Origin of the sequence: Dyella flagellata, from assembly GCF_030160275.1 — a bacterium.
GTDB lineage: Bacteria > Pseudomonadota > Gammaproteobacteria > Xanthomonadales > Rhodanobacteraceae > Dyella_B > Dyella_B flagellata.
Genome location: NZ_BSOA01000012.1, coordinates 186,345 through 207,897 on the forward strand (window position 1 = coordinate 186,345; position 21,553 = coordinate 207,897).

Consider the following 21,553-nt stretch of genomic DNA (forward strand, 5'->3'; position numbering starts at 1 on the left):
GATCTATAGTGAGCCAAGCGCCACAGTGCACACAGCGATATTGCTTGAATGTTCCAGGCTTTGGCATATAGTCCATTGTCTTCGGATAAATAGATTGACCGCAACATGGACACGTCACGCGCGGGTCGTTCGCACGTGACACCTCTGAACTAAATGATTGTGTAAGCGCGTCAGATTGAGCCCTCTTCCTCGCCAAGCGGGTGGCCCATCGTTGTTGTTGTCGAGTAGGTGACATTGGCGCAGGCAACCCCTGAAGCGAGTGCTAAATGTATCTCCGAATGGCCGCTACAGGTCGAAAGCAGGAACCTCAACTAGCCCAGCTCCCTACCACGGAACCAAAGGGGACCGGAACCAAAGGGGACGGAGTGGGCGGTTAAGAGCCGATCCTTAGCCCCATTTAACTGCGCCCGCTTCCCTATCAGTCACTTTAACCCTGCCTTGTGTAAGGCTGCATTGGCGCGGAAGCGAATCCGACCGCATCGATCTCGCTCGGCTTCCGAGGTTGAATCACCGCAGTCACAGTGCATAGCCAGCCATCGTAGATCGTCGACATCCAGCCAAAGTGCCACTCTGCCAAGACCAGTCTCTCGATTTGGGTCGGTCGCTGAGATTTCTCCTTCGCTCATAATTTTCCACCTCAACACATCAAACAAGAGAATGGCGTCTTCAGATCGGCAGCCCATATCCGTGCGCCTATTGAGTTAGATCACAAACGCCCATTCATGGTTGCCCAGATGGGCAAGGCGACTTCGGACCCATCAAAGGCGACTTGGAAGGTGTACTGAATCACCCCTTCTTCTCGTGCCGCTGAGTCCGATAGAAGTTGTATTGGGTTTTGCATTGAGGGCAGACGGTCGGGTGGTCCATACGCCGAGGATAGGAGAGATGGAACAGCCTATGATCGGCTTGCCAGCAACGCATACAATAGGCCTCACCGGTAGGCTTGCCGTCCGCATCGATGTCGAAGTAGGCGTCCCCGTCCTTCACGATGATGCTCTTGATCTGCAACGCCTCGTTTAGCCTCTTTATCTCGGCGTCCCGTTGACGTGCCGCGTCCTCGGCGTCCGCAAGGGTACCTCTAGCCGTCGCCAGCTCACCCATGAGCTCCGCAATCTTCAAGCGAAGGTCCGCCTGTTCATAGGCGCCCTTTGCATCGAGCATTGCCTTGCCGATGTCCATCGCTGTCTTAAGTGAAGCTGTTGCTGCTGCGAACTCACCGACCATTGCCGTCCTCCTACTTCTTGATGCTGGCGTAAAAATGGGGAGAGCTACGAAGATCGCTTCTCCTGCCTCAAATACTGTGTTCTGCCCCTTTCGCCCGGCATCAGTCTCAAATAAAGGGGATCCTCAATTGCCCCCTTAGAGGCAATTGAGTGGCCCCGTCGATGCCACCCGCAAAGGCGACATTTTTTAGGGATTCTGACCTCGCCGTTTCTATCGGCGAACTTTATTCTCGTTGCTCGCCGGAAGGACCAAGTGTTTCAGAAGAGCGCGAGTCCCGGCAGCCCTGCTGCGTAACCGTGGCTCAATCTGTGCGACATGATCCAGATGGCCCACCAGGCTCTTCGCTAATGTGGCCGCCTCCTGTCCATCCTTCGCTATGGCAAGCTCAGCGTGGCGCTTGCGAATAAGGTGATGTTGGCTGACGGGGGCTTTCAGCTCACCCCGGCGTATATCCACACCGGTAATCGTTTTCAGCCCATGCTTAGGCAATACCGTCGACTTGCCTGGATGAATGGTCATCCGGTGGCCTGCAAAAAGGCGCCGTGCCCATTCGAGGTCCGTCAAAGAAGCCCCAGGCATCGTGAGCATGATGTCATCCACGTAGATGGTCATCACTCCACCGCGTGACTTGGCTCGTTGATAGAGCTGCTCGAACATTTTCCGGTGACAATAAAAAGCAAGAACTTCGCTATGAACCCCTCCCGTCGGAAGATGGCGGCGCTGATAGCAGCAGAGCTTTGCCAAAAGAAACGCCACATCCCCAGCGCACTTCATTTCCTGCGTAAAGAAGCGCCGAACGTGGGCAAAAGAGGTGCTTGGATAGAAATGTTTGATGTCGAGCTTGATGGAAGGCTCATCCAAGGAATGGAACTTGGCATTGGTCAGGAATGACCTATCACGCACCCCGGAGTGCCGATACTCCGGTGGCACGACCCGACGGAGAAGGACGGCGATGCGCGCCTGAATCTTACGCATGTCCGGCCCAGCTGCCTGGATGAGCCTTCCCTTTTCATTTTCCCAAACCTTATAGCTGCCCCTAATTTGGTCGAAACCTTCAAGTTCAGCGCGGGTGCTGCACCATCGCAGCACCCGCATCAGCTGACCGACGCCCTTGATCCCAAAAAGCGCGCATTGATCAAGTGCGTATTGCTTTTTGGGTCGTTCTAGGCGTTCTTTCTTTTTTCGCGCCGTGGGCTTCATCGTCGGCCTCCTGATTGAGGACCCAATCAAAAAACTTGAGGAGCTTTTCGGCCTTTGAGGCCTTTCCGTCTCCTGCCTTTCCGTTCGATCGTTCCTCAAACAAAAGAAATGTGGAAGCCGGAACACCGAAGATCCTGGCGTAACCATCTAGGATGTCCAATGAAGGACGCTTCTTTCCGTTCTCGATCTCCGACAAATATGAAGCCGAGATATCAAGCCGTGCTGCCAGGTCTGCCTGGGTCAATCGATGAAACTCCCGAGCCATTCGAAGCGCTTGGTTCAACATGACAATCTCCAAAAGCTTGGAGAAGAAGAGCGTTGCGCAAGCATCATGACCACCAACGGCGAATTTCTTCGAGCACCCGCAGGCCAAACATGCACCAGCGGAATACCTGGGGGTTTTGAAGCCCCGCCTTTAGGTGACGCAATATCCACTTACGCCAAGGATGCGGTCGAGCAACTGCGTCTTTCATGGTGTTCTCCTGGTTTCCTTCAGCGACTGATTCGGACCATCCGAATCAATCCCGTCGGACCCTCGCAACCCAGAGAACGGGTCAGACAGCACGCTTCGCCCTTCTTTCCACGGTGACGACGAGACCCTCGCTCGTCGTCACCTAACCGCGCGACGTCGAGCCCGTCTCATCATCGTCCCGGTCGCGACCGTGCTCCCGGGAAGGACAGAGGTAAGAAACCTCCACGAACCTCAACAGCAGGTTCCACATTTGCGAGGGTAGCAACCAGCGACCCATCAGTGCCCGGGGCCATTCTATTCCCTTGCGAACAAACTTCGCAATAGGCGAAGTTTGTTCGCCCTGATTCGTTGCCCGGGCCGACCAGCTTGGTCGCAGTAACCACCCCAAAAGAGATTGAGAAGCCCGGGAATGTCCGGGCTTCTTATTTACAGTCGCCTGCGATACGCATACTCAATCAAATCGCGAACGATCTCCAACAGCCCCGGCCAGCTCAGTCCGTCAAAGGGATCTCCATGCGCAAGACCGTTTCGGATACGCGCCAGAGTATTCGGTTCTAGGGCGCCCATCTTCTTGCGCGCCTCGATCGCGGCATCTGTCTCATACAGATATTGCACAACGGGCTGGCCACATCGCAGGGCGATCGGTAGCACTTTGTCAGTGAGCCCATCATGCTCGGCCATGTATTCGACCCATGCTGCAAGACCCGATTTCTTTAACTTTCCCTCATAATTTTCTTTCAGGGCGCGTTCGAGCGCACTGAGCGCCACCAGCTCACCCGCTTTGATCAAGTCGCAGTCGAACCACGCAAATGCATAGAGCTTTTGCGCCCGCAGATACTTCAAAGCGACCGTCTGCGGAATGGATGGCGATAGATTGAAGCTATGCACGAAGGCCAACCAATCTTCAGCCATCGAAAACGCATGAAAATGCGCTGGATTTCCGGGCTCAGTCCAAGGGACCACTAAAGGCCCTTCTTGTGCGGGCCATGCGGAAACATCCAACGACAATCCCATCATCAATCTCCAACATGAGGCACAATCAGACAGATCAATGCATCAATACAATGAAAGGGGGCAGCGCCTTCCCTACCCCAAAAATGTGCCCTTTCTCGGCAGGCCAAGAAAAGCGTCCCCTTTGCCAACTTCAGAGCCCTTTGATCTATTTTTTGCCATCAGGAATAGGAACACTAATCGGAATCTCACAGGCCAGAAATTTCTCAATAGCGTCGTCCACTGCTTTTATTGCACTCTCTAATCCAATGCTTCCATTTGAAAGACCAGCTTCCTTTCGCCCCATCATCATGTCGCGAATTGACAAAGCTGCTTTCAGCGCTCTTTGAGCCCGAGCGAATTCGAACAGCATTTCTTGTTCGTCCCCAAAGAGCGCATTCATGTCCGAAACTGCTTTCTTTCGCAAAAGAAACAACCGTTCCGTTTCACCTGGCGCTAGTGAAATTCTTAGTGCGTTTTCCGGTCCAGCCTGTATCGTCCCGCCCGGGCTTCCATCCGGTCGCTCGGAAGAGATGGACGCTTTCTCAACGGCTACAGCGAAGAAGCTCTCGCTGGAAGATGAAAATTGATGCGCGTTAATCACCGAGGCAGGTAGCTCTAAACACACTATCGAGTCGGGTGGCAGGCTGGAAGCAATCTCGACAAGCTCACCAGCCATCAGTACTGGATCCATGATCTTGCTCCTACGGTCGATGTATCGGGTTCTTCACTAGAATGCCAGACGGTCACAATTGGGTAATTGGAGAGCTCGCGAAGTATGGACTTGCTTACCAGCTTCGGACCGCAATCTAACTTTGGCGTCTAGGTTAGCAACCCTTCGGCCGTCCCTCTAAAGCTCTTACGTGCCAGCGCACCCTCATCCGTGCGTTTTCGATTCCGCCTCTTTCAAGACCTCCCACATCTTGCACTTCAGCCCAGCACATATGCGCTGAAGTGTGTCGAGCTGGAGGTTCTTTTCCCCTCTCTCTACGGCGCTGTAGTAGGTACGGTGCATGCCTATGGCGTCCGCATAGCTCTCTTGGCTGTAGCCAGAAGCTTCACGCCTCGCTCTGAGCGCCTTTCCAAGATTGCGGAGCAAGTGTTCGGTCATAGCCGACACCCTATGAGCAGTCCCCTTTTGGCTCTACAGATTTAAAAGTAGACCTCTTTTATATAGACTACTTTAAAGTTCCATGTCATGCTCTGGCCTCAAGGCACCAGTTGGTCCTATACGCCTCGCGCCGTGTGCTACGTGCGGCGTGACCACTTTGGAGTATTCGTGATGAACGCATCTCCCAACCTCATCTCTTACGCTTATCGCCAAGCTGAGCGGTTTATGCATTTGGCAGTTAGAGAACCCACCGCGGTGTACGACGCGCGCCCCAAGGCGCCTGCACGCATCCTGGTGGTAGCCAAGGATCGCCAGGGCCGCACCGTGCTGGCTGACCAACTCAAGTCGCTTGGCCTGGACCCTCTCCCAGTGGCTGACAGCCTGGCGGCGTTGAATGCCATCGATCGTGAGGCGCCCGACGTGATCCTAATGGCCTTGGAAGGGCCGGACGCAACCGTCTACCAAGCCCTGCTGCGTTTGGCGGTGGCCAAGCTCGCAAAGCGCACTCGCATTCCCCTCGTCGCCATCATGGAGCAAGGCGGCGAGAACAGGCGTCGCGCCTTGGATAGCTGGCTGGATGGCGTCTTGCACCAGCCCCTGCGCCCCGAGGCGCTGTATGCCACCCTCGCGCGATGGCTCGACCTACCGCCTCCCGCCGGTCAAGCGCCGGATGAACCCCTTCCACCCCCATGGTGCCGCGCCTGTATCGATGTGGACATCCAGGAGTATGAGCGAGCCCTGGCAAGGCAGGACACGCTCAACATGGTGCACTTTGCGCATCGCGCGAAGGGCGCTGCGTTGGTGCTGCGTGCAAATCAGGCAGCTGCGCTGGCGGATCGGCTGGAACTCGCGGCTAGAGGCTATGCGCCGCTTCCGCCCGAGGAAATACAACGCACGCTCGCGGCGTTGAAAGTGGCTATCGCCCGCCACTTTGACTAGGCAGACCATGCGGTCGACGAGAAAGGAAAAGGGAACGCCAGACTCATCTGAAAAGGAAGTAGGCCATGTCCGACACCCTGTCGCCGCGCTTGCGCGTGATGTTGCTCGAAGACCACATACTGGTACGCCGTGGCATGGAGCTGGTGCTCAAGCATGATTACAGCGTGGACGTGGCCGGTAGCTTTTGCACGCCTCGGCAGCTCTTCGAGGCGCTAAAGCAAGACCAACCCGACGTGATCGTGACGGACTACGCCCTGGGGGCGACGGAGACCGATGGCGCCAAGTTGCTACGCTCGTTACATCTGCATCATCCGCATATACCGATCTTGGTGGTGTCTTCCCACTGCAACGCCGCGACGATGGCTGTAGCGCAGCGGGCCGGCGCCCACGGTTTCATTGGCAAGACGGAGCACGAGTCCGAACTGTACGTGGCCATCCGTGCGGTGGCCGCGGGCCGAACCTATTTCAGCCGGCAGCTAAGCGACCTTGCAGGGCCTATCAACCCCATCGATCGAAGTGACGAGTCCGACAAGGATCTCAGCGATGAGTTGCTGGACACCGCCAAGCTATCCGCACGGGAGCATGAGGTGCTGCGCTGCATCCTCGATGGCATGTCCATCAAGGCCATCGCCCAAAAATTTTCCCGCTCGGTCACCACGATCAGCGCGCAGAAGCATTCGGCCTTTCGCAAGCTGGGACTATGTAACGACCACGAGTTGTTCAAGGTGCGGTATCAGCGGGGGTGAGTGGGCCCAGCGCCGGGTCAAAATCGGGATCAGATGAACGGATGGTAGTATTAACCGCCTGTGCCCTATTGCTCTATTGCTGTCGGTTTATCTGAATGGTGAGCTTGCAATCCTCGCCTTTAGTCGCTATCTTTGGAAGTGGAGATTCTGTCGCCAAGCGGCTCTTGTAGTGGCTTGACGTGCTTTATCTCCTTTTTTATGCCTGTCTGTCGCCATCGCCATATGGGTTTGGGACGAACGTGATTCCATATGAATCAAACTGTCGTCCCCCATTCGTGGTCACGTGCTGTTGATACTGCAGCTCTCTTAGCCACGGGCCAAATTGTTCTGCTATTTCTTCCCGAACAGGTTCATCCAGTCCAAGCGTGGGAAGGCGAAAACCCCAATTGATGCAGTAGATTGCCAAGTCAGCAGCCTGAACGGCAAGGCTCATTTCGGACGCCACAAATAGAGGAACAGGGACGATCCAGTTGCTACGGTAGAGCCCCGTAGCCGTCTTGGTGAAATATCGCTCCATTTGCCGAACAAATTTTTGGTCAGCCCCCTTATCGACCGCATCGAATACGAGGAGACCATGTTCTTTTTTGCTTTCCAAAAAGTAAAAAAATCTTTCCAGCAAAAATACGTGATCCTTGCGAAGGTATTCATCAGCTTCAAATGATGCAGGCTTTTTAATCGTTCTCGGCACAATGGAAGCGAACACAAGCGCCCCGTTGTTTCGAAGACTTTCAAAAACAGACCGAGCCATCTCGATAGATGCCTGCCCATAAGCCGTAAACTCATCCCTGGATGGCGGCTTCTTTTCCAGACCTTTTGTCAGAAAGGCACGTGCATGTTTGCGACGCGCATTGTCGGGCATTCTTTCCGACTGCCGGGCCCATTTGAAGCGATCCCTGTCGAGCAACTTCGCCCCTTTTAGCTCCTTGCTATATTCACGAAGATTCGCCCCGAAAGCATTGACTTCTGCATTAAGCAGTTGCTTGACGAAAGGCCAGAGCTTGCTTGCGTGAATGGCAATGCCCCCGCGGACCTCGTAGGGGCAGTTCTTGTGATCATGTCCTGATTCGTCGAGGAATAGCAGCCAACTCACGAGCAGTCCCTATATGCTTTGTGCTTGAAGTCCTATAAGCCGCCGCGAGGGGCGCTCCCAAGGAGGCAACCTCAACGCTTCGAAGGCCAGATTATTGATGCAGTTTCATTGAGCATCAACAGGCAAGAAAATTTCCCGCTCGGTCACCACGATCAGCGCGCAGAAGCATTCGGGCTTCTGCAAGCTGGACTAGCCTTGAATTTAGGGGCTTTTCCATACGCTGCCGCTCATGGGAGTGCTAGTAAGGGTCTGATTCATAAGAACTTGTCAATCGACACCCTAGTTCGTTACGATGGATCTCGACAGGTAAGTCCTAGGTAAACCGCGATACTCTGAAGAAGACGTCGTAAGCGCGATCTAAGCGCGCCGGCCTTAGGGTCTGTCACCAAATGTAAGGGTCCCGCGAGGGACCCTTTTTTCTTGGCTGAAAGGGACTTCTCTGCCAATGAGCCAAATCTACTACGCTGATGAAAGTAGCCAGCAGCTTCACGCCTCGCTCTGAGTGCCTTTCCAAGATTGCGCAGCAAGTGTTCGGTCATGGCCGACACCCAAAGTAACTCGGTCGCTTGCGACCAAAAGCGCTGCGGTCAACGCAGCAAGTCGGCGACATGCAAAACGTGGCAATAGATCAAGGCGCAAACCCAGCCCTATCAATCACCCGCCGGCACAAAATCCTCATCCCCAATATGCAACAGCCGATCGCCATCGGCATAGAAAAACAGTTGCGCCTCGCTACCATCTTCGTAGCGCAGATCGATCGAGTAATCGTGAATCCGGTAGTGCCCGGTCTTCCCGGCGTCCTCCACATCCGTCGATGCGCCCGGCGAAATCAACCCGCTGTTGCTGCCGCTACTGAAGCGGCCATCGGCATAAAAGCGATAGCTGTCACTGCGCATGAAGGAGGCATGTCCACCGCTGATGGTGTTGCCGCCACCGCCCACATGTTTGTAGCTGCCTTGTATCGACATTCCCGCTGTCGCCGGAGGCAGGCATTGGGCGCTCGACATCGCACCCTGGCCGGGCATGCTCAGCGTCTTGTCACTGCCCTGCTGCGACCAGCTGCCCCATCGGTCGGCTTCGTCTTGACGCGATTGCTCCGGATCGAGCGTATCGGGTGCCAGTTTCGGATTCGCATAGGCGCTGCCGTCCTTCAGCAATAGATACGGCCGCCAAACCGGCAGACGCATGCCGCCTACGCCGGTGCGGAAGGTTTTTACCAGGCAGACGCCTTCCATGTCGCTTGCACCAAGACCGGCAGCTTTTGCATGCTGGAATGGCAAGCCGAGCACGATGGCCGTCATCAACGCAAAACCGTGCGGACGAACAGTATGCATGATGCTTTGCACCCATGAATGCATAAAAGAAAGCCGGGACACGCGGCGTGTCCCGGCCCCTGATAGCACGTGGCTGCTTACTGCTTGCGTACCATGGTGTCGAGCGCTTCGCCCAGCGTCTTGATGACGTTGTTGAACGCATCCATCATCTGGCTGAATTCTTCCGCTTCCGCGCTCAACTCGGTGGTCTGGCCCGGATCGGCCGAATTCACGTGGGCGGCGTCGTACTTGAGCTTGTCGGCTTGCGTATTCAGTTTGTCGCCCAGCACCCTGGCCAGGACTTCAAGATAGCCTTCCGAATTGTTGCCGCAATTGCACAGCACATCGGCCAGCTGCGGGGAAACCTGGTTCTGGAATTCGTTCAGCGCGTTACGGACACGCTCATTGGCTTCTGCGCGGCTGATGCCACCGTTAGCGACAGCGCCGGCCGCGTGGACATAGCCGGAGGAAATGGGATGCGCACTCATGATTTTGTCCTCTTCAAGGATGGGGGTCGCAAATCAGCCGGGTTTGCTTCGCTACGCCAGCTGCCCAGCATTGGCGTAGATCGGCAATGCAGCAGTGCTTTAGCTGCAAGACCTGGGCGAAGTATGAAAACCCGCCATCTCCCCTCCAACTAGGCCATTCCCTAGCTAGGGTTTTCCCCATGGTCGCCGTGCTAGGGCGCCTCTGATCGATTCCTACGCGCCCGGCATGACGTCCAGAAGGCCCGCAGCGTGTAGGCTAGGATGCTAATCCCAGCTTGCTTGGCAGCATCCCGATGCTGGGATTGGCATCCCAGCCTACGAACCGCGAGGCGCGCTAGGGTTTTCACCATGGTCGCAGGAGTTTCCGCCTTACTCGATGACGGGCCACTGGTAGCGGGCAACGGTCCCGTTGGCCGCTGGCGGTGATGAAGCACCCCGCTTGCGCGCCTGCTTGACGGCAGCCATCGCCGCCTCGGCTTGGTTCAGCAGTGCCTGCGCGTTGCTGCAATCGGGCTCGGCCACAACGGCGCCGACGCTAGCGCCGTCATAGTCGACCAGCACGGAGTCCAGCTTGAAACGCCCTTGGGTGGCGCCCTCCAATCGCCGGGACAAGGCGACGGCGGCGGCTTGAGCCTTCGCATGCTGCTCTACCGCCAGCACCACGAATTCATCGCCGCCCATGCGTGCCGCCATGTCGCTATCGCGCAGCATCCGCCTGAGTCGCTTCGCCACCGTCTGCAGGAACTGATCGCCGATCTCATAGCCGAACCGCTCGTTGATCGGCTTGAAACCATCCAGGTCGATGAAAGCCACGATTAGGGCCCGATCTTCCTGGGGGGCTGCCAGACGCCGTTGCATTTCCTCCAGCACGGCCTGCCGGTTGGGCAGCTGGGTCACGGCATCCGTCAGCGCCATCGCCGCCAGCGAACTATTGGCCTGTTGCAAGGCGGCCAGCAGCCGCTCGCGCTCCATCTGCTGGCTGATCAATTGGGCGAATAGCGCCAGCACGTGGCTGGCCGACTCCGCCAGCGGTTTGCGCTCGCCACTGGCGGCGCACAAGCTGCCAAAAAGCTCACCGCCCTTGCCGCGGACCGGGGTGCTCAAATAGGTGACCACACCCAGGGATTTGGCTATTTCGCTGTCTTCCCAGCAGCCGCCCACGTCATCCGTATAGAACTGGCCTTCCTGCACCGCGCGCTGGCTGAGGCTGCTTCCCCAGGGCACTCTCAGCCCCTCCGGAAGGGTCAGGCGCTGGGTGTTGCGGGCGTACAGGATCTGCAGCATGCCCTCCGGCTCGTCCAGCCGGGTCAGGTAGGTCGATTCCAGGCCAGTGGCCGTCTGCAGGAGTTCAAGCAAGGGCCTGACCAGGGCCTCCAGCGTATGCGCATGGCTGATCGCGGCGACTAGGGCGCCGAGGAGATGGGATGGAACGGTACGGGAAAGCGAGTTCATATGCCCGCAATATCGGCCGCCGCGGGTAGCTTCTTAAGCCCACCCGTCCGGCTGCTGCCCTCGCTACGGCGCCAAGCGCAAGCCGGCACGTGTAGCATGGGGGTTCTATCGGAGCCCGCGATGAGACTGACCTATCAGACCGACTACGCCCTGCGCCTGTTGATGTACCTGGCCGTGCAAGGCGATCGTCGCTCGTCCATCCATGAAGTCGCCACGCAATACCGGATCTCCGAAAACCACCTGATGAAGGTCACCCAGCGCCTGGCGGCACTCGGCTATGTCGATGCGCTACGTGGACGCAGTGGCGGGCTGAAGCTGGCCGGCACGCCGGAGCAGATCCGCATCGGCGAGGTGGTCCGCGCGATGGAACCGGATCTGGCGCTGGTGGAATGCTTCGGCTCGGAAAACACCTGCAGCATTACGCCCGCCTGCGCGCTGCGCCACGTGCTGGACGAAGCGCGCCAAAGTTTTCTGGGTGTGCTGGACAACTGCACGTTGAAGCAGTTGGTGGCGCGACCGGCCAAACTGCGGATCGCGCTCAACATCGTGGCCTGAGTTTAGCCGCTCAACTCAACGACGCGCCGAAAAATTCGGCATGGATACGCGCGTCCGGAATGCCCGCCTGCTTCAACGAATCGATCTGCGCACTCATGAAACCGCGCGGGCCGCAGATGTAATAGTCCGCATTGCTCAGGTGATCCTGTACTGCAATCTGCCCGGCATCGATGCGGCCTTGCTTGTCGTAATGCCGTCCGGGCACGTCGGCGGCATCGACTTCCTCGTAGTAGATCTCCACATCCAGCTTGGCATGCCGGTCAGCCATGCTCCTGAGCCAGTCGTTCATGGCGTGCACTTCGCGATTGCGCGCCGCGTGAGCGAAATGAATCGCACGCTGCGGCTGCTCCTTGGCGATATGACCCACGATACCAAGCATGGGTGTGATGCCTACGCCGCCGCTCAACAGCACCAGGGGCGTATCCTTGGCCTGGTCCACCACGAAATGGCCTTGTGGGAAGGACAACTCGATGACATCGCCTTCGCGCACATCCAGATGCAACGCCGTGGAAACAATGCCTGCTGGCGCGCTGCCGCTGGCATCCTGACGCTTGACGGTAAGGCGCAGATATTCCTGATGCGGCGCATCCGACAGACTGTACTGGCGGATATGCGTCATGCCGCTCTCATCCACCGTGCGCACCGAGACGAATTGTCCCGGCTGAAACGGCGGCAGCGATCCGTCATCGGTCGGCTTCAGGTAGAAGGAGGCGATTTCGCTGCTTTCGCGCACCGCATTCGTCACCCGGAACGGACGCCAGCCGGACCAGCCCCCCTCCGCCAAGGCGGCGTGTGTGTACAAGGCCTGCTCCGCTTCGATCAGAATGTCCGCCAGCTGCCCGTACGCGGCAGCCCACGCTTCCAGCACTTCAGCCGTTGCGGCATCGCCCATCACTTCGGCGATCGCCGCGAGCAGATGACGCCCAACGATGGGATAGTGCTCGGCGCGAATGCCCATGCTGACATGCTTGGCCACGATCACCTTGATCACCGGTGTTAGCACCGACGGATCATCAATGTTTTCCGCATAGCCCAGCACCGCCAGCGCGAGCGCCTGCTGCTGTTCGCCGGTGGCCTGGTGGCTCATGTTGAACAAGTGCTTGAGTTCGGGATTGGCCTGGAACATGCGTGCATAGAAGTTCTTGGTGAGCGCCAAGCCATGGGCTTTCAGCGCTGGCACGCAGCTTTTGACGATGTTGCGTTGGGTCGGGGTAAGCATGGGGGAGTGCCTGTCGTCCATAAAGATGCATATAGAATACATCTTATAAAACGCAGCTTGCTGCACTGCGGCACCCTGCCGCGCCCCGTAGGCATGAACGGAATTGCTGGGTTTCGCAACCCAGCCTACCTACACCCCGTAGCCTTGTAGGCTGGGATGCAATCCCAGCATCGCGATGCATGCACGCATCGCGATGCTGGGTTTTACAAGCCAACCTACATACTGTTGCTCAGAACCGCCACGACAGGCCGGCGTTGAGGAAGTCGTCGTGCAGGTGGCCGGTCACCGCGCCCTGGTAGCTCACATCTAGCAGCACCGACTTACCGATGCTCATCTGCACGCCGGCCTGCGCCTTCAGCCATGAACTCGGCACGCTGTTACCGCGGACCAGGAAGCTGGTGCCGGGCGCACCGATGAAAGTCACCTGCGTTTGCGGCTTGAGGTCGCCCCAGGCAGCCGCTTCGGCCACGCCCACGTACGGCTTGATCGTTGTCTTGCCGGCCTGGAACGTAGCGCCCAGCCTCACACCCAGGTCGCCGTCGTAGCGGGTCTGGTCGATGTGACCGTAACTCAGGGCGAACGCATTGTCGGCGGACTCGCTGTAGGACTGCTGCCAGGATCGGGACGCTGCCAAATCGGCATACGGCTGCACGAACCAGCCATGCGCGAGCCGGATGTCGAAGCCCGTATCGAGTTGCAAGGCCATGGCGTTGGCATCCGGCTTGCCGCTCACTGACTGCGTGCCGCCGCTGCCGAGGACCACGCTACGGTCGGCACGGCTCCAGCCGTTGGCGTAGCTCAGCACACCGCCGATGAACCAGGAGCCGCGCTGGTAGGCCCCGTAGGCCGCGAGCATGTTGAAGTCCGAGTGCACGCTGGAGGATAGCGCCGGGGTGCGAGTGTCGACGTTGCTGTGGCCCAACGCGAAACCCAGCTTGGCCTGTTCGCCCAACGCGACTTCTCCGCCCAAAGCGATGCCGTTGCCGTCAAAGCGGTTGCTTTGGAACTCGCCATCCAAGCGCGTGCCGATATCGGTGGCCTGCACCCATAGGCGATGGTCGCCCACATCCTTGCCGAGGTTGCGACAACCGGCCGGGTCGGCCTGCCCGTCCAGGCAGCCTGGCGCGTCCAGCATCTGCTCGTCAACGGCAGACTGGAAGCGATCGCCAGCCAGGTTGATCGCGCGTGCCGAAGCTACGCTGCTTTCGCCGGATAGTGCCTCCAGGTTCATCGGCACATTGCCGCTGGCGGCGTTGCCCAGTGCGGCCAGCATGCTTGCCGAGGCGGTGTATTGCAGGCTGTTCAGTGCCTGGCCCACCGCGTACTGGTTGCGGTTGCCCGCTACTGCCGTCCAGTTTTGCGGGTTGAGGATTTCCAGCGACACGTTGCCGAGATATTCCAGTCGCGCCATCAGCGAGGGCTGCACGGAGGCAGGCACCGGCTGGGACTGACTGGCGGTTGGCTGCATCGAAGCGAGGTTCACCCAGGCGGTAGGGCCCGATGCGCTGCTGGCGTTTACGAACTGGCCCACCAGGCTGCCGGCGCTCAACAAGTTGTAGCTGCTGAAGAACGGCGCCGGCGTGGAGGTCGGGGCCAGCAGCAGTTTCATGCCGCCGATATTGGCTTGGCCGCTTACGCTCAAATGCGTGTTCTGCCCGCTGGCCCCATACGAGAACAACAGAGTGCCGCCCTGGTTGGCCAGGCTCCCCACGGTCAGCGTATTGCCGCTGGCGCTGCCGGGCGCCACCAATCCGCCCAGCACGTTGAGCTGGCCGGAGGCCGAGCCCGCGCCGGTCAGTGTCGCAGCGGAGTTCAGCGTGACATTGTTGAGCACCGAACCGTTCAAGACCACGGAGCCGGCATTGATGGTGGTGCCGCCGGTGTAGCTGGCGTTGCCGGTGAGGGTAAGCGTGCCGGTGCCGTATTTGATCAGCGGGCGGTTACCCGTAAGCAAGGATGCATCCGGGCTGGAGTCGTTGTTGGCCAGGCCGAACTGCAGCACCGTGGCGCTGGCGTAGTTGCTGGTGACGTCGTACAGCATCCAGGCACCGCGGCCGTAGGTGCCGATGGCCATCGCGTCCAGGCCGGGCTCATAGTCGATCTGGGTGATCTGCACATTGGGCAGGCCGTTGCCCAGCCTGCGCCAGTTGCTGAGGTTGCCGTTAGCGTCGCTTTCGGCCGACACCAGCGGATTGCCGGCGTTGGCCGCCGAATTCATGCCACCGACCAGCAGTGCGTTGACGCCGTTGCTGTTGATGAAGGCCAGCGCATCCGGGCGAATGAAGTTTGCCGGCAAGTTCGCGGTGAGGTCCTTGCCCGTAGCACCACCGTCGACCGTGCCCCACAGGAAGCCGTTGCCGTCCGTGCCCGGTGCCGCGGCGAAGAAGCGGTTCTGTGTGCGCGGATCGAACAACACTGCATTGGGTGCATGCATTGCCACCGGATACGAGAACACCGGCTGCAGGTTGATGCTGCTGAGCGAAGTACCGGTGCTGACAAACAAGCGTGAGTTGTTGCCGCTTACTGGATCCTGGTACAGATAGGTTCCCGCCAGCAGGGCGTAGGTGTTGTCGCTGGTGCCGAAGTCCAGCGCCGAGACGAAGCCGGTAGTCCCCGCGAAGTACGACGGCAAGATCTGATAGCAGCCCTGTGCGCAGGCGTTGTCACCGGCGACGTAAGGCGTCGGCGCGACATTGAAGTTGTCCTGCGACACCAACACGCCCGGCGTCACGCCGGTAGCCATCAGGCTGTGGTCGACGTGGTTGAGTACGAACGGATTGACGAAGTTGATCGTGTTGTTGTTCAGCGCGACGACGTTGGCGCCGACGTTCTGGTTCGCCACCGTGGCGAACTGGCCGGTGCTGTCCGGCGCGAAATACAAGTCCGTGCTCACCGGCAAGTTGGTGATCAGGTTGCCGTTGGCATCGTTCCACGGCACGGTGTTGACGTAATTGCCATTGGCGTCGGTCTTGTAGCGCGTCAGGCCGCCGAGGTACTGGCTGGCCACGTAGGTGTAGCTGTAGCCGGGCGTGCTTTGGCCATTGATCAGGGCCAGGGTGCCGTCACCGCCGCCGATCTGCTGGTAGATGGAAGAATGACCGGGCATTTGCCGCGCCGCGCCGTTGTCCTGCGCGGCCAGCGCGATCTGTCCGGTGTTGGGATCCAGCGCCATGCTGTAGATCTCCAGCGCCTGGCGGCCGTTGTTCAATCCGCGCCAGACGCCATTGTCGCTGGAGGGATTGGTACGCCAGTACAGACCGCCGTCCGTGCTCATCAGCAGGTTGCCCTGGCCGTCGAAGGCGAAGGCGCGCGCATCCGGGTGAACGGTGGAATGGTCGCTGGTGAAGTTGTCGGTGAGCGGCGCGTAAGTGATCGAGCCGTCCGCGTTCACCACCACGCGAAGCGCGGAAACGCCCTCGAAAGTGCTGCCGGTGACATTGTCGTAGCGACCATCACCGGCGATGTAGACCACGTTCGGATGTTGCGGATCGATCGCCACCAGCGAGTTGGTCATCGCCTGGCCGCCCTGGTTGATCGCCAGGCCGGGAATCACTTCGTGGTAGCGCGAGAGCTGGTAGGCAGCGGCGCGCGAAACGCCTCCCGTGCTCTCATTGGATACCGTGCCGGTGGCCAGCGAGGGGCTGAGATCCACCCAGCTCTTGCCGCCATTCGACGACAGGAAGGCATTGTTGAGCTGGCCCAGGGCCATGTTGACCACGCCGACCACCACCGAGCCGTTCGGACCGGCAGCCACGCGCAGCATGGTGGGCGTACTGGCGTTGATGGAACCATTGGCGTTGGCGGCGCTGAAGATCGAACTCCAGGTCTTGCCGCCGTCATCGCTGGTATACACGGCCGTGTTGCTGGTGCCGGCCACGCCGACATAGAAGCGGTTCGGATCGTGGGGATCGCCGACCAGCGCCGAGGTCGGGCCCGGCGGCAGGCCAGAGCCCGCCACCTGATCCACGCGGGCAAACGTTTTGCCGCCGTCGGTGCTGCGATACAGCCCGGTGTTGGGCCCGTTGGGTTTTTCGCCTTCCTCCTCGAAGCCCGCCGCCATGATCACCTGGCCACGTGCCACCACATTGAGCATGCTGATGTTGGGCAGCGAACTTTGACCGATCGCGCTCCAGCTCTTGCCGCCGTCGGTGGAATACAGCAGGCCCTGGTTGGTCAGGCCGCCGCGATCAAAATGCGTGCCGGTGGCGCCATTGGTGGTGCTGCCGATGCTGGCCACGAGCGTGTTGCCGCTGGCATCGGTGGTATCGAAGCTGATCTGGGAAACGGCCAACGAGCCCAGGCTGTCGGTCATCGCGGCCCAGCTTTTGCCGCCGTCCGTGCTGCGGAAGATACCGCCACTGGGCGAGCTGACCAGTACCACCTGCGTGTTGAACGGATCCACGGCGATCGATTGGACCGCGCCCGACTGCGTGGCGTAGTACGGCACCGTGTTGGTGGGCTGGCCCGGCTGCGGATTATCGGCGCCATTCATGAGGAAGGACGGCCCGGACTCCACGCCCGGCCCGGCCGGCACGAAAGTCTGCGCGTGCAAGGACAAGGGCGCGGCAAGCGCCATGACGATCATCGCCGTCAGCAGTTTCGGCGAATTCGAATGGCCGGCTTGGCGCCGGGTATTACGTGTTTTCATGACTCCCCCTCATGGATCTACCGCTTGATGGAATGGTCGATACGTACGCGGACCACCTGGTGGCGCATGCATGCGCCACGCCCCGCCCTCCCCGGCGAACCGCGCAAATGCTTGGAAATTAAGGGCCCACCCGCCGATTCGACGAAGTGATGCCTGTTTGCTGGCGCCGCCGAATTAAAACGCCGTGTTTGCGCTGTCCGGCCGCGGGCTGCTGCCCCGTGGAATGGCGCCTGTTACCGCACCAGCATGCCGTCGCGGTATGTCATTGAACTTTTTCATTTGTCCCCACCGAGTAGCGAAATACGCACTCCCCGGGTTAATGACGAAACGCAGATGAAAAACCCTACCTCGCCGTACTCGCCATGCGTAGAGCGTGCGGCGGTATTGCACGTCGCCGCCAGGGCACAACCACCTTGTCAGTTTTGCGAAAGCATGACGCACACGCAATCATCGTAGGCTGGGATGGCAATCCCAGCATGGCGAGGCTTGCATGAATAGCAAAGCTGGGATTGTCATCCCAGCCTACGCGCGCGGCTAATACAACACCCGCATGCTCAGCTGCAGCTGCGTATCGATCACATGCGCGGGCAACCCATACTGGGCACGCAGCGTAGACGTGCTGTCGATGTGCAGCACTTCCGCCGTAAGGCGCAGATAATCACGCGGCCGCCAATTGAGCGCCGCCGTCACTGCGTTGCCGTGTTCGCCGGGATGCGAGAAAAGTTCACTGGATGGTTTGCGCGTGCTGAAGTGCTCGACGCGCAACGCCGGACGCCATGCGCCGCGGTTCCACCCTGCCAACACAAAAGCGGAACGGAAGCGGGTGAGACGATAGCGGCCTTCCACTGGCTCGACCGTGGTATCGCCATCCATGGCCTGGGCAATCCAGGTGATGGCGCCGGTTTCGGTACGCGCGCCCGCGCTCCAGAAACGGGTACGCCAGGCGGCCTGTTCATCGTTGCCGGCATAGGGCGCGGTTGCCCCCGGATCGGCACGGTTGTCGTAGTGCATAAGGCTCACTCGCGTTGCACCTGGCGCATGCCAGCTGAGGGCCACGTAGTCGCCCCAATGCGATGACCCAATGTTCCGAAACGGATCGTAGTAGCGCGGCAGCGTGCCTCCCTCATAACTCACTACGGCATCAGGTTCGCGCAAGCGGCTGCCGATGCCGGCAACCAGGTCGCCGATCGACCAGCCTCGCTCGGCCAACACGGTGCCGGAAGGGTCGTCCCGGCGGAATAAGGCGGCACGCAGATCCCAGCTGTTGGCCTCGCCGCGATGCTCCAGTGCAAACTCGCCACCAACCGCACGCAACTCTTCACCGGTCCAGGTGTTGATCGCCGAAGAACTGAGCGTCCAGGGACTGGTCCAGCCAACGCCATCGTTTTCCATCGATACCGGCGGAAAAAACGCACCGGCTCGCACGTACCAGCGCCAAGGCGTAGTGGATACGGGGCGATAGCGCACCCACGCCTCCAGCACGCTCAAGCCGCTGTGACCGCTGGTCTGGTATTGCAGCTGGGCCAGTGCAAGCAGTCCCGGAGTGATTTGCGCCGCGCCGTACACCGCGGCGCCCCCAAAATGAAACTTGGTTTGGCCATCGCCGTAGCGCGTCTTGCCAAAACCGCCGCGCGTCCAGCTGCTGTCGTCCGGCGCCGCCACCAGTCGCTCGTCGGCATAGGCATGCAAAGTGAAATCCTGCGCATGCCCCGCCATGGCGGCACCCCATAACGCAATGATCGAGCACAGTCGATAGTTCATGCGTGGCTCTGATGCAAGGCAGTAGTGGTGAGTTGGACCAGCGCGTCGGCACTCATCGGCCGCGCAACGAAAAATCCCTGGGCGTGGTCACAGCCAATCGAGGCGAGATAGTCGAGCGTGGCCTCGTTCTCCACCCCCTCGGCAGTGACTTTGTAGCCAAGGCCGTGACTGAGTTCGACGATCGAACGCACGATCACACGGTCATTGGCATCATCCATCAGATGCTTGATGAAGCTCTGGTCGATCTTCAGCTCATCGACGGGAAGCTTGTGCAGATAGGCCAGCGATGACTGCCCCACGCCGAAATCGTCGATGGTGATGCGAAAGCCCTGTTCCCTCAGCTGGTGCAGCACGCGCAAGGCCGCTTCGAATTCGCCGATCACCGCGCGCTCGGTGATTTCCAGCGTCAACTGCTCATGCGGCAATCGATACATGGCGGCCAGCCCCAGGATGTAGCGAGGCAGGTCGGCGTCGCCCAGATCGCGAGCCGACAGGTTCACCGCCATCCCCAGCTGCAGACCGTTTACACGCCATTGGCTGGCCTGTGCGATGGCCGCCTCCAGCACCCAGCGGGTCAGGCGCTGGATATTGCCGGTATCTTCGGCCATGCCGATGAACGCGTCCGGCATGATCGTTCCGCGCAAGGGATGCTGCCAGCGCACCAGCGATTCTGCGCCGTCCAGGCGGCGGCTTGCCAGAGCCAGCTTGGGTTGATAGTGCAGTTGCAACTGATCCTGTGCGAGCGCATCGCGCAATTGCCCCATCAGTGAAAGCCGCTCGGGACGGTGCGGATCGATCGCAGCCTGATAGAACGCCCAGGCTTTGGACGAGCCGACCGCCGCGAATTGCGCCGTCTCCGCATAGCGCAGCAACGCAACGGCTTTGATCGCATGCTCCGGATAAGCGGCGATGCCAACCGCGGGGACCATATCGATGCTTACATCGGCTTCCGTATAAGGCGTGGCAAGCGCGTCGAGTATGCGGATCGCCACCTGCACCGCACCGTCGCGGTCGGTCCCAGCAAGCCACACGACGAAATTGCTGTCGGTAGCGCGCGCCACCTCAGCGCCGTCTGCTACACGCTGGATGCGCTCGCCGGCGTCGCGCATCAGCCGATCGCAAAGGCCATGCCCCACGGTTTTGATGATGTCCGGCACACGCGTAAGGCCGATCATCAGCAAACTGCCAAGTGCCACGCCATCATCCAGGCTTCGCGTGATGGCTGCCTCTATCGCCATGCGATTGGGCAGGCCGGTCACCGCATCATGCGTGGCCTGATAGGAAATGCGTTCCTCACGTTGCTGGACGGCTGCCGCCATGGTGCCGATGGCGTTGGCCAGCGCACCGATCTCGTCATGGCGATGCAAGCGCGGTGGCATGCGGTAATCACCCTGCTCGATGCGCTTGGCGACGGTGGCCAGCCACTCCACTGGGCGCGACACGTTGCGTGCGATCATCCAGGCGCCGAACAGGCCGGCGGCAAGGCCGAGCGCAAGCAGCGCCGACCAGGCCAACGCCAGGTTGTGATAAGGCCGCAAGGCATCATCGAGCGAATAACCGAACAACACGACCACGGGTGCGCTGTTGTACGGATGCTGCAGTGGCTGCGCCAGCACGATGTAATCACTCTGCGCGATACGCCGCAGGCTGGGCTGCACGGGAAAATCTCCCGCGACATGCTGCAAACCACGCGCAAAAGGTGTCGAGCGGTCACCTTGCGCCACGGCTTGCCATTGCGACGGCGCCAGCTGCACTTCCAGCACGAGGTCGCGCCGCAGGGTACTCAGCTCCTGCATATGGGCGAGCAGTTGGTCGTCAACTTGCACGTATACCACCACCAGCCCCACGGGTTGCGGCGCGTAGATGGGTACAACGATGATCCAGTACACATGCCCCTGCACGGCGGCCATGACGGCGGTTTGCTGATAGAAGGCGCGCTGGATCAATTCGGCAAACTGAAACGCCTGGCCATTGGCGTGCGTGTCAGCGGTATCGGCGACGATGGTGCCGTCAAGGTTGATCAGCTGCATACGCGAGGCCCCTACCCTGCGTCCGTGGTTGTGCAGCACCGAGAGCACGGTGCCACGGTCCCCTTGGGCAATGGCCTGACGCAATGCAAAGTCCAGCGCCATGACGCGCACGTTGCCGGCAATGCGTGCGGCAACATCATCCATTTGCGCGTCGAAGGCCTTGGCATTGGCGGCAAGCTGCCGCTCGCCGTCCACCACCAGCGCGTGACGCGTCACACCATAGACGAGCGCTCCGGTGATCAATTGCACGGCCACCAGCATGCCCACGAAGAACAGCGCAAGGCGAAGGCGGAAGCCGATGACTAGGCGCATGGC

General features: G+C 59.7%; 17 protein-coding genes. 3 read left to right on the forward strand and 14 right to left on the reverse strand.

The genetic code is table 11. From position 1 onward, the window contains the following. Positions 1-786: 786 nt before the first annotated feature. The 6 genes from QQJ96_RS07240 to QQJ96_RS07265 all read right to left on the reverse strand — a co-directional run bounded on the left by QQJ96_RS07240 (position 787) and on the right by QQJ96_RS07265 (position 4,997). Positions 787-1,224, reverse strand: a complete 438-nt coding sequence (locus QQJ96_RS07240; RefSeq protein WP_284331303.1) for a hypothetical protein — start codon at positions 1,222-1,224, stop codon at positions 787-789. Between the two features lie 210 nt (positions 1,225-1,434). After that, on the reverse strand, positions 1,435-2,424 hold the full coding sequence (locus tag QQJ96_RS07245; protein WP_284331304.1) for a reverse transcriptase family protein: 990 nt from the start codon (positions 2,422-2,424) through the stop codon (positions 1,435-1,437). Then, complete coding sequence (locus QQJ96_RS07250; RefSeq protein WP_284331305.1) at positions 2,360-2,710, reverse strand: helix-turn-helix domain-containing protein; 351 nt, start codon at positions 2,708-2,710, stop codon at positions 2,360-2,362. The genes QQJ96_RS07245 and QQJ96_RS07250 overlap by 65 nt, the downstream gene beginning before the upstream one ends. 612 nt (positions 2,711-3,322) lie before the next feature. Continuing rightward, the gene (locus QQJ96_RS07255) at positions 3,323-3,913 is read right to left on the reverse strand and encodes a hypothetical protein (protein WP_284331306.1); all 591 of its coding nucleotides are present in this window, start codon (positions 3,911-3,913) and stop codon (positions 3,323-3,325) included. 142 nt (positions 3,914-4,055) lie between these two features. Further along, positions 4,056-4,580: a hypothetical protein gene (locus QQJ96_RS07260; RefSeq protein WP_284331307.1), complete on the reverse strand. Its 525-nt coding sequence runs from the start codon at positions 4,578-4,580 to the stop codon at positions 4,056-4,058. Positions 4,581-4,763: 183 nt separating this feature from the next. Beyond that, entirely contained in the window at positions 4,764-4,997 is a 234-nt protein-coding gene (locus QQJ96_RS07265) for a helix-turn-helix domain-containing protein (RefSeq protein ID WP_284331308.1), read from the reverse strand. Between the two features lie 171 nt (positions 4,998-5,168). Here QQJ96_RS07265 and QQJ96_RS07270 point away from each other — a divergent pair, with 171 nt between their 5' ends. Both QQJ96_RS07270 and QQJ96_RS07275 read left to right on the forward strand, forming a co-directional pair. Then, complete coding sequence (locus QQJ96_RS07270) at positions 5,169-5,936, forward strand: Hpt domain-containing response regulator (RefSeq protein ID WP_284331309.1); 768 nt, start codon at positions 5,169-5,171, stop codon at positions 5,934-5,936. A 65-nt stretch (positions 5,937-6,001) separates the two neighbouring features. Further along, a complete protein-coding gene (locus QQJ96_RS07275) occupies positions 6,002-6,682 on the forward strand; it encodes a response regulator (RefSeq protein ID WP_284331310.1) in 681 nt (226 codons plus the stop codon). Positions 6,683-6,878: 196 nt separating this feature from the next. Here the strand turns inward: QQJ96_RS07275 and QQJ96_RS07280 are convergent, their stop codons facing one another. The 4 genes from QQJ96_RS07280 to QQJ96_RS07295 form a co-directional block, all read right to left on the reverse strand. Next, entirely contained in the window at positions 6,879-7,772 is an 894-nt protein-coding gene (locus QQJ96_RS07280) for a DUF3800 domain-containing protein (protein WP_284331311.1), read from the reverse strand. 650 nt (positions 7,773-8,422) lie between these two features. Next, positions 8,423-9,106 (reverse strand): hypothetical protein, encoded by a 684-nt coding sequence (locus tag QQJ96_RS07285; RefSeq protein WP_284331312.1) that lies wholly within the window; start codon positions 9,104-9,106, stop codon positions 8,423-8,425. Positions 9,107-9,183: 77 nt separating this feature from the next. Beyond that, entirely contained in the window at positions 9,184-9,573 is a 390-nt protein-coding gene (locus tag QQJ96_RS07290; RefSeq protein WP_284331313.1) for a hypothetical protein, read from the reverse strand. A 369-nt stretch (positions 9,574-9,942) separates the two neighbouring features. Next, positions 9,943-11,025, reverse strand: coding sequence for a sensor domain-containing diguanylate cyclase (locus QQJ96_RS07295; protein WP_284331314.1), 1,083 nt, complete (start codon positions 11,023-11,025; stop codon positions 9,943-9,945). Between the two features lie 120 nt (positions 11,026-11,145). On the opposite strand from QQJ96_RS07295, the gene QQJ96_RS07300 reads away from it, so the two are divergent. After that, positions 11,146-11,580 carry an RrF2 family transcriptional regulator gene (locus tag QQJ96_RS07300; protein ID WP_284331315.1) on the forward strand — a complete coding sequence of 145 codons (435 nt, stop codon included), beginning with the start codon at positions 11,146-11,148 and terminating at the stop codon, positions 11,578-11,580. Between the two features lie 10 nt (positions 11,581-11,590). Here QQJ96_RS07300 and hmpA read toward each other — a convergent pair whose 3' ends face one another. The 4 genes from hmpA to QQJ96_RS07320 form a co-directional block, all read right to left on the reverse strand. Next, on the reverse strand, positions 11,591-12,799 hold the full coding sequence (hmpA, locus tag QQJ96_RS07305) for an NO-inducible flavohemoprotein (RefSeq protein ID WP_284331316.1): 1,209 nt from the start codon (positions 12,797-12,799) through the stop codon (positions 11,591-11,593). 229 nt (positions 12,800-13,028) lie between these two features. Then, positions 13,029-17,447: an autotransporter domain-containing protein gene (locus QQJ96_RS07310; protein ID WP_284331317.1), complete on the reverse strand. Its 4,419-nt coding sequence runs from the start codon at positions 17,445-17,447 to the stop codon at positions 13,029-13,031. A gap of 534 nt (positions 17,448-17,981) precedes the next feature. Beyond that, positions 17,982-19,208: a porin family protein gene (locus QQJ96_RS07315; protein ID WP_284331318.1), complete on the reverse strand. Its 1,227-nt coding sequence runs from the start codon at positions 19,206-19,208 to the stop codon at positions 17,982-17,984. Further along, the gene (locus QQJ96_RS07320) at positions 19,205-21,550 is read right to left on the reverse strand and encodes a putative bifunctional diguanylate cyclase/phosphodiesterase (RefSeq protein ID WP_284331319.1); all 2,346 of its coding nucleotides are present in this window, start codon (positions 21,548-21,550) and stop codon (positions 19,205-19,207) included. The genes QQJ96_RS07315 and QQJ96_RS07320 overlap by 4 nt, the downstream gene beginning before the upstream one ends. Between the last annotated feature and the right edge of the window lie 3 nt (positions 21,551-21,553).